Below are 7,673 nucleotides of genomic sequence, written 5' to 3'. Positions count from 1 at the left end.
TGCACCCGGCCACCACCGGCGAAGGCCAGGCGCAGACCCTGCGCACCCGTTTCCGTTACCAGCACCTGCCAGCGCTGAGTGGGGCAAGTGCGGCCAAGGGCTTCCTAGCGACTGGTGGCGAAGACGTGTTGCAGGTAGACGACGAGGGTGAGAAGGTCTTGCGCACCACCACAAGCCGCTTCCTCAAGGAGAGCGAGCACAATGCTTTCCTGCATGGCCGCCTGGACCAACAGACGGTGACACTGAAAGACTTGAGCGACCCTGACAGGGAAAAAACTGCGACTTCAACGTTTTTCCATTCGCTGATCAACGATGACAACCAGCAAAAGACGTTGCTGCAGGTGCGCGAGACCTTCAAAGGTCATGACCTGGCGGAACGGGCGGTTGCCCGTGCCGTGTCGATCCATACCGGCCTGCTGCACCGCGCCCAGGATTTCAACAAGGTTGAAACTCACTACCACTACGATGCCCTCAACCGCCTGACGGTCGAAACCATCGCGCCCGGAACATCTCATGAAGCAGTCCGTAGATACACCTATGAGCTTGGCGCAAAGCCAAACCAAACGGTAAAGGATGTAAACGGGGTGGTCAGCCGAACATGGTTCGATGGTTACAATCGAGCTATCCGCGAAGAACGAGAAACCGAGGATGAGAAAACCGGTAAGCGCACCTGGCACGATGTGCAAACCACGCACTACGACAGCGCAGGCCGTGTCGAGTCGCAGACCAGCTACGATTACCTGGAGAGCGAGACACGCACCCTCACCAGTACCTTCGGCTACGACGGCTGGGGCAACCGCACCAGCAACCTGATGCCAGACGGCGTGGTGGCATGCACTGAACGCTCGCCCTTCGGCAAGGAAGGGTTCATTGTCCAGCAGTGGCAGGAGCGCTTCACAGAAGCCAGACCACGCATGCGGCGGCAGTGCGTCAGCACTGAATTCAACCGTTTCGACAAACCGCTCGAAGACCGGCGCCTGGACCTGAGCGGCCAGATGGTGGGCAGCACGCGCTACCATTATGACGGTGGCGGCCGCTGCGTGCGCCAGGTGCAGCAACTGCGTGACCCACTGGACAAGGATGCAGCGCCACTGGAGCAGACCACAAGGTTCAGCTACGACGTGTGGAACCGCATGGCCAGCACCGAGCGCCCGGATGGCAGCAGCCTGCTACGCCGCTTCGCCAGCCATAGCATCAATGAGCTCACCACCGAACTGGAGCTTGCGCCAACCGAAGGCGAGGCAGGCACCATCATCTGTAAGCGTACGTTCGATGGCCTGGAACGGCTCACCCATCTAACGGTCGGCAACAGGACAGAAAGCTTCCGCTATCAAGGCCAAATGACACTGGTCGATGAACATGAGAAGCAATCGGGGCGCATCCTCAAATATGCTTACACACCGGAGCTGTCCCACCAGCCCGTCTCGATCACAATGACCCCCAAGGGTGCAACAGCCGCCAACGAAGAGTCCATCTTCGGTTACACAAGGCCCGACGCAGCGATCACTTCGGCTGGCAACGGCGCGGGTACTCGGGACTATGAGTATACCGACCAAGGCTACCTGCTGAAGGAAACCTGGACGGACAAGCAATCGGCGGGAAGCTATTTCATCGAGCATCTAGCGTCGCTGCAGGGTCGCCCGCTCACCCGCAGCAGCAGCGACGGCCCGTTGACCCGTTACGAATACGATGACAAGGGACGGCTTGAGTCCACGACACAAGGCAACCTCACCGCCACTTTCACCTATGACGACGACGGTCGCCTGCACACCACCACCACCGTTGACCGCACCAGCAAACGGCAGAGCATCAGCGCCGTTGTCTACGACGACCTGGGACGTGAATGCGAACGCAGCGTGACCCTCGATGGCGGCAGCACGCGAACGATGAAACTGGTGTGGAGAGACGACGACCTGTTGCATAGCCGGGCGACACTGCGAGACGGCCAGCAGCGCCTGCTCGAAACATTCCGCTACGATGCATTGAACCGGCTGGACAAGGTCACCTACACGGTTGAGGACGAGAACGACGCCGAGACCTACCTGCCGCGTAACCGGGCCGGACGCTCTATCGTGAGCCAGACGTTCCGCTTCGACGCCTTCAACAACCTCACACGCTGCAACACCATGTTCAGTGACGGCAGAGACGACCAAGCCCGCTTCAGCTATGGCAATGCAAGCACAGCCAACGTCCACGACATATTCCAGTTGCGCGAGCTGACTCATTCACTGCAGCCGGATTACCCGGTAGCGCAGGCGATCTATTATGACGATGACGGCAACCAGACCAACGATGAGTGGGGACGCCGGCTCGAGTACGATGACTTCGGGCGCCTGAAGCAGGTGTCTACCAGCGATGGCACTGCTGCCCTCGTGCGTTACCGCTACGATGGGCACAATCATCTGGTGGGCGTTACCCAGGGTGGAGATACCGAACAACTGCGCCGCTACGAAGACTACCGCCTCAGCACGGTGAGCCAGGACACAGAGCGGGTGGACTACCTGCACGGCGGCGCTCATCCGCTTGGGCTTCAGAACCCGACCAAACCACAGAATACGCGCCTGCTGCTGACCGACAATACCGCCTCGGTCACTGCCGAGTATGGGGCCGCCGGGGTCAACGAAGCGTACTTGAGCCTGTATGGCGAACGCGGTGACGATGACACACTGCAGAGTCTGCTGGCGTTCAATGGTGAAGTGCGAGAACAGCAGCTCGACTGGTACCTGCTAGGGCGCGGTTACCGGGCTTACAACCCCGGGCTGATGCGCTTCCACAGCCCAGACTCGCTGGCCCAGGAAGAGGTCGGCGTGAACCCCTACCTGTACGCCCTGGGTGACCCGGTGAACTGGCGCGACCCAACTGGCCACAGGTCCTCGCCAGTACCGAGCAGGGATCCGAAACCGCCCTACCAGGACCCGCTGCCGGAACCCGAGAAGCCAAGCATTTGGGGGGCGATCTTGCCGGTCATTGCGGGGGTTGTAGGCTTGATGGTCGGCGTTGTACTGACTGCAATTCTCCCCCCTGCGGGTGCGCTGCTTCTTGGGGTTGTGGCCCTGGGCATGGGCATCACGGCAACGGCGTTAGCAGCCAAGGAGGAAGATCCAAAGAAAGCCATGATGTGGAACAGCATAGGGGGTTTCTTCCTGGGTGCCGCTACGCCCTTGATATTTAGTGGGGGGGGCGGGACGTACAAGCAGTGGAAGGCGAACCGGCCTTCAGCGCCAGGGAGCAAACTACCAAACCCAGCCAGTAGAACAAATTTGACAGAATCGCCTGAAGTGGCAGCGGCAAGCTCAGACTCGCAGATAGGCGCAATGCACGGGCCGACTAATTCACCACCGGTTCCGGCATCTGCGGCACCTGCGGCACCTCAAGCAGGTCAGGCACCTCAAGCAGGTCAGGCAGGTCAGGCAGGTCAGGCAGGTCAGGCAGGTCAGGCAACTCAAACAGCTGAGACACCCTCGGGGTCGTCAAACTGGCTGCAAGGGATGTACGTGCGTCAAATGCTTAAGAGTGCAAAGCAGGTTGGGCGACAACGCGAAGAAAACGTACAAGGCCGTTTATCGGGCGATCCTACACGCAGCAACATACATAATCAAAGTGGATTCGACTTGCTTTATTAAATCATAACTAACAGAACTACCAGCATTTCGGGGCCGCAAAGCGGTCCCGATTCATTTCCCCTCAAAATCGTTCTGATGACAAGTTCATCAGATCATGCAGATATATCCTACATATCCCCGCGCACGCATTCCCTATCGTGCCCCTCGTAACTCAGTAGTGCGCAACATAATCGCGCCTCACTACCTGGCCCACGTGGTCTGACCGGACCGCATCGACACGCCCTTGTCAAGGATAAGATCATGCTCCTGCCCCCCACGCGCAGGCTACTGTTATCGCGCCTGCGGATTACGACGCTCGTGGCGCTTGGTTCAGGAAGCTTGCTGATTGCCCCGCAACGCCCGGCGAGCGCCTCCCCACAATTCGACGCCAGTTTCATGCGCCAAGCCCCCGACCAGCCCGCCGACGCCGGTGCCCTAGCACTTCAGGCCCTGGCTGCCGAAACCCCACTCGCCCCTGGCCGCTACCGCCTTGAGGTTTGGGTAAACCTGGTGTTCCTGGCCGAGCAAGATGTACGCCTGCAAAAAATCGACGGCCACCGCACCCTGCGCCCCTGCCTGAACGCCACCCTGCTACGCCAGGCCGGCCTGCGTGAACAAAGCCTGGCACAGCCGCTGCCCGACGATGACAGCTGCATCGACCTCGAAGCCCTCGCCCCTGGCGCCACGACCAAGCTCGACAGCGGGCGGCTGCGCCTGGAGCTGTCCATCCCCCAGGCATTCATGATCCGGCAAGCGGGGCGCATGCCCAGCGCCGAGCAGTGGGACTACGGCATAAATGCCGCCTTTATCAACTACCAGGCCTCGGCACAAATGCGCAGCCTGGCGCACGGTGGCAGCCAGAGCAGCCAGGACCTGAACCTCAGCAGCGGCCTCAACCTCGGCCCCTGGCGCTTGCGCAGCAGCCAGTCGCTGCGGGAGGACGAACACGGCAGCCGGCGCTGGACCCACACCAACACCTATGCCCAGCGCGACCTGCCCGGCAGCTTCGGCACCTTGACCCTGGGCGAAACCTTCAGCAACAGTGACGTGTTCCGCAGCCAGCCGTTCAAGGGCCTGCAGCTGGCCTCCGAGCTGGGCATGCTGCCCGATGTGATGCAAAACTACGCACCGATCATCCGTGGCGTGGCACAGACCCGCGCCAAGCTCGAAGTGCTGCACAACGGCTACCCTATCTACACCACCTATGTGGCCCCAGGCCCTTACGAAATTGATGACCTCGCCGTGGGCGGCGGCAGTGGTGAACTGGAAATCGTCCTGACTGAAGCCGACGGTCAGGTCAGGCGCTTCATCCAGCCCTATTCCAGCCTGAGCAACCTGCTGCGCGAAGGCGTATGGCGCTACAGTGCCACCTTCGGCCGCTACAACGGTGCCGAAGACCTCGACGCGCCGCTCCTGTGGCAGGCGACACTGGCCCGCGGCACCAGCTTGAACACCACCCTGTACGGCGGCGTGCAAGGTGGCGACTACTACCGCGCAGCCACCGTGGGCGCCGCTCGCGACCTAGGCACACTCGGCGCGCTGTCGCTTGATGTAACCCGCGCCGAGACCGACCTGGGCAACACCTTGGGCCAGGTTCACGGGCACAGCTTCGCCGCCCGCTACGGCAAGGCATTCGACACCGGCACCAACCTGCGCTTCGCCGGCTACCGCTACTCTACCGAAGGCTACCGCGACTACGACGAGGCCGTGCGCGAACGCAATGCCTATAGCGCGTACCGGGGGAGCCGTCGCAGCCGCCTGGAAGCCTCTGCCCACCAGCGCCTGGGCAGCCGCAGCTCACTCAGCTTTACCATGACCCAGGACGACTACTGGCAAAGCGGCCAGCAGTTGCGTCAGTACCAACTGCAGCTCAGCACCAGCTGGCACAATGTCTCCTACAACCTGTACGCCTCACAGTCCCTGAACGAGCGCAGCCAAAATGACCGCATGTTTGGCTTGAGCGTTTCGCTACCCCTAGGCTTCGGTCGCGCCTCCAGCGCCAACATCAGCCTTCAGTCACATAACGGCGAACACAGCCAGCGGGCCAGTTTTTCCAGCAGCGCAATGGACCGCCGTCTCAGCTACCTTGCCTCGACCAGCCGCGACGCACGGCGCAACCAGACATCCGCTTTCTCCGCCAACTATCGGGGAGCCAACGCCAGCCTTGGCGCCGGCTACACGCAGAGTGACGATTACCGTACGTTGTCGCTCAACGCCAGCGGCAGCCTGTTGCTGCACGAAAGCGGCTTGACCCTTGGCCGCTATCTTGGCGAAACCAATGCCTTGGTACACGTGCCCGATGTTGCCGGGGTTGGCGTGAAGAACAACCCTGAAAGCCGCAGCGACAGCAGCGGCCACATGGTGGTGCCGTACCTGCGGCCGTACCGCAGCAACTTGCTCGAACTGAACACCGATGACCTCGGCCCACAAGTGCACATCGACAACGGCGCCCAGCACCTGATACCGCGCCGCGGCGCGATCGTGCTGGCCGAATTCCAGGCGCGCAAGGTCAGCCGGCTGATCCTCACCCTGTTCCAGGCCAACGGCAGACCAATGCCTTTCGGCACCCAGGTCAACGATATCAGCGGCACGTCGCTGGGCGTGGTCGGCCAGGCCGGCCAGGCCTTGCTGGCTGTGGAAGACAAACCCCAGACGCTGCACGTGCGCTGGGGCGAAGCCAATGATGAGCAATGTCAGCTGCAGATCGAGCCCGCCAGCATGGAGCAAACCCAGGGCTACCACCAACAGACGCTGAATTGCCCCACGACTTGACCCTCGCCCACCCGGCACTGGAAACCATCACCATGAACGCTTCATTCATCCGCCGCGCGATCCTGCCCCTGGCGTTGACAAGCCTGTTCGCCAGCAGCAACGCGCTTGCCCTCTGCTACTGGAAAGACGCTCCGAGCGGCGAACTGCTGTACGACATTCATCTGGAGCCCCTCTTTGTACCGCGCGATGCACCGGTCGGTACGGTCATCCGCACCGCCAGCCAGATGAGGACGCCGAACGCCACCGGCGACATCCTCCTCTGCTCGGTGCCGGTGGCGGGCGAATATGCCGAAGTCAACCTGCTCAACTCCATGAAGCTCTTCCCGGGGCCTCTGCCCGTTATCCCGGGAATTGAAACCGATCGGGTGCTCGAAACCAACATCCCGGGCATCGGCATACACGTGGGACTCGGACAACAGTACGCTGGTGGAAACCAGACTCGCTGGATACCGCTGACCCCAGTTTCCATTCCCTACAAGGGGTACCAGGACCAGCCGGCAGGGCTGCCGATTACCACAAACTACCTGGACACCCTCATCACGGTCATCAAGACAGGCGACATAGATTCGGGGCCGCAGTACTTTCTCGGAGAGGAGATTTTCACCGGCAATTACACAGACGTGGGCAGGGTGCTGAGGGCCAATTTGCACGGGACAGTGACCCAGGCCGAATGCTCATTGCGAGCCGACGTGGTCAGCGACACCTCGGTAGACCTCGGCGAACACAAGCTGGAAACCTTCAACGACGAAGGTTCGGGCACCAGCCCGAGGCCATTCCATATCAACCTGACCAAGTGCACCGGGGGCAAGGCAGGGGTTTACGTCAAGTTGGAGGTGGCCAAGGGCGCAACCGTGATCGATGCCGACAAGGGCCTGTTCAGCCTGACACCCGACCCTAACAGCGCGTCCGGGATTGGCGTACAAGTGCTTCGAGCCGACGGCGAGACACCCGCCGCACTTGGCCAGGAACTGGAAATGGCCCAGATTTCCCCCGACCCCGACGACATACGCATCGACTTCAGCGCCCGCTACGTAAAGGTGGCACCCGTGGTCACGAGCGGGGACGCCAAGAGCGCACTCAGTTTCACGATCTATTACAAGTAAGGTCGAGAGGGAGCAACGGGCCAGTTCGGTCCGTTGCACGAACAGCAGACCGCTCTGCGGGATGAAAAACAGACGCACAAAACGAAGAAAGGGACTTTCGTCCCTTTCTTCGTTTTTCGATTTGGAGCGGGAAACGAGACTCGAACTCGCGACCCCGACCTTGGCAAGGTCGTGCTCTACCAACTGAGCTATTCCC

The 7,673-nt window shown here is 61.1% G+C and carries 3 protein-coding genes; all 3 read left to right on the top strand.

Annotation, left to right across the window (positions count from 1 at the left end):
• Window positions 1–125 precede the first annotated feature (125 nt).
• The 3 genes from AC07XM_RS30720 (at window position 126) to AC07XM_RS30710 (ending at window position 7,477) form a co-directional block, all read left to right on the top strand.
• Window positions 126–3,623, top strand: coding sequence for an RHS repeat-associated core domain-containing protein (locus AC07XM_RS30720; protein WP_146024570.1), 3,498 nt, complete (start codon window positions 126–128; stop codon window positions 3,621–3,623).
• A gap of 240 nt (window positions 3,624–3,863) precedes the next feature.
• Window positions 3,864–6,374 carry a fimbria/pilus outer membrane usher protein gene (locus tag AC07XM_RS30715; RefSeq protein ID WP_102690278.1) on the top strand — a complete coding sequence of 837 codons (2,511 nt, stop codon included), beginning with the start codon at window positions 3,864–3,866 and terminating at the stop codon, window positions 6,372–6,374.
• Between the two features lie 32 nt (window positions 6,375–6,406).
• Window positions 6,407–7,477: a fimbrial protein gene (locus tag AC07XM_RS30710; RefSeq protein WP_060518435.1), complete on the top strand. Its 1,071-nt coding sequence runs from the start codon at window positions 6,407–6,409 to the stop codon at window positions 7,475–7,477.
• Window positions 7,478–7,673 lie beyond the last annotated feature (196 nt).

Source organism: Pseudomonas sp. GW460-LB5 (assembly GCF_059423245.1).
This window is presented reverse-complemented; position numbering and strand designations above follow the sequence as displayed.